1 protein-coding gene and 1 pseudogene are annotated in these 1,367 nt (G+C 70.4%); one reads left to right on the forward strand and one right to left on the reverse strand.

Annotated elements, in window-relative coordinates; genetic code table 11:
- A pseudogene (locus ACIRL2_RS51400) lies at window positions 1-349 on the forward strand (hypothetical protein); the annotation flags it as partial.
- Here the strand turns inward: ACIRL2_RS51400 and ACIRL2_RS51405 are convergent.
- Window positions 279-1,097, reverse strand: a complete 819-nt coding sequence (locus tag ACIRL2_RS51405) for an IS5 family transposase (RefSeq protein ID WP_402242730.1) — start codon at window positions 1,095-1,097, stop codon at window positions 279-281. The pseudogene ACIRL2_RS51400 and the gene ACIRL2_RS51405 overlap by 71 nt on opposite strands.
- Window positions 1,098-1,367: the final 270 nt, after the last annotated feature.

The following is a 1,367-nucleotide window of genomic DNA, read 5'->3' on the forward strand; positions in this document are numbered from 1 at the left end:
GGCGGCAGCGGTGGTGGAGCCCGTGGTGGTGAAGGTGGCGGTGGCCGGGTCGGTGGTGCCGCATCGGCGCGAGCGGATGGCGGTGGAGGTGCTCGCGCCGGATTATCGGCGGATCGTCTCGCTGGTGGAGGAACACGAAGGTTCGGCGGGGCTGCGGGTGAAGGATCTGGCTCGTGGGCTGGGTTTGGAGCCGGCCCCGGGGAAGTTGGAGGGGGTGCGGTCGAAGGCGAAGCGGCTGGTGGCTCGGGGCTGGCTGGCCGAGGACCTGCCCGGGGTGTTCACGCCGCGGCCGGCGGCGCGGTCTGTGGGCGTGACGAAACCGAGCGGCGGGCGAGTCGCCGGCTCATGAGCATGCTCATCGACCAGTGGACGATTGCCTCGCTGCTGGTCGGGAGGGTTTCGTAGTCGCGTGCCAGGCGGCGTGAGCGCATCAGCCACCCGAATGTCCGCTCGACCACCCAACGGCGGGGCAGGACGGTGAAGCCGCGGGTGTCGTCGGTGCGTTTGACCACCGTCAGGGCGATGCCCGGCTGCGCGGCGGCCCAGTCGACCAGCGGGCCGGTGTAGGAGCCGTCCGCCCATACGAGCCGGATCTTTCGCAGCGGGCCACCGAGCCGGGCGAGCATCGTGCGGGCGCCGGAGCGGTCGGTGACATCGGCGGCGGTGACCAGCACGGTCAGCAGCAGCCCGAGGGTGTCGACGACGATGTGCCGTTTGCGGCCGTTGACCTTCTTGCCGCCGTCGTAGCCGCGCGTCGCGGACGGGACCGAGGCGGCGGCCTTGACCGACTGCGCGTCGATGCTGCCCGCGGTCGGCTCCACCGCGCGGCCCGCGGCGGTGCGGCACCGCGCACGCAGCCGGTCGTGGAACTCGCCGGTCAAGCCCTGGTCGCGCCAGCGGCGGAAGAACGCGTAGACGCAGGTCCAGGGCGGGAAGTCGGCGGGCATCGCCCGCCACTTGATCCCGTTGTCGACCAGGTACCGGACCGCGTCGATCATCTCCCGGTGGCAGTATGCCTCCGGCTGCCCGCCGCGGCCCTCCAGCCACCGGGGCATCGGAAGCGCGCCGCGGACGACGACCCACTCCGCGTCCGTCATGTCCGATGGATACACCCGCACCCGGCCCGGCCGGCCGTCCGCATTCCCGTACACATGCGCGAGGCAATCACACTGCAGGGGCTGTGAATTGGACTTGCCCGCCGCAACCGCGTACAACCGTGACAACAGGGCCTCCTGGACCTCGAATGGCGTAGACACCCACCGAGATTCCAAGAGGCCCTGCTTTCATGCGCTCTCAGCGCCGAGACCACTCCAACGAGAACCCAAGTCCTATAACCCGACGCCAAGTTCGGTATGACAACGGCTTCT

Origin of the sequence: Embleya sp. NPDC127516, assembly GCF_044765325.1 — a bacterium.
Taxonomy (GTDB): domain Bacteria; phylum Actinomycetota; class Actinomycetes; order Streptomycetales; family Streptomycetaceae; genus Embleya.

Excerpts from the sequence above, each read along its gene's own strand:
- ACIRL2_RS51405 (WP_402242730.1), bottom strand. The coding sequence starts at position 1,097 with ATGACGGACGCGGAGTGGGTCGTCGTCCGCGGCGCGCTTCCGATGCCC.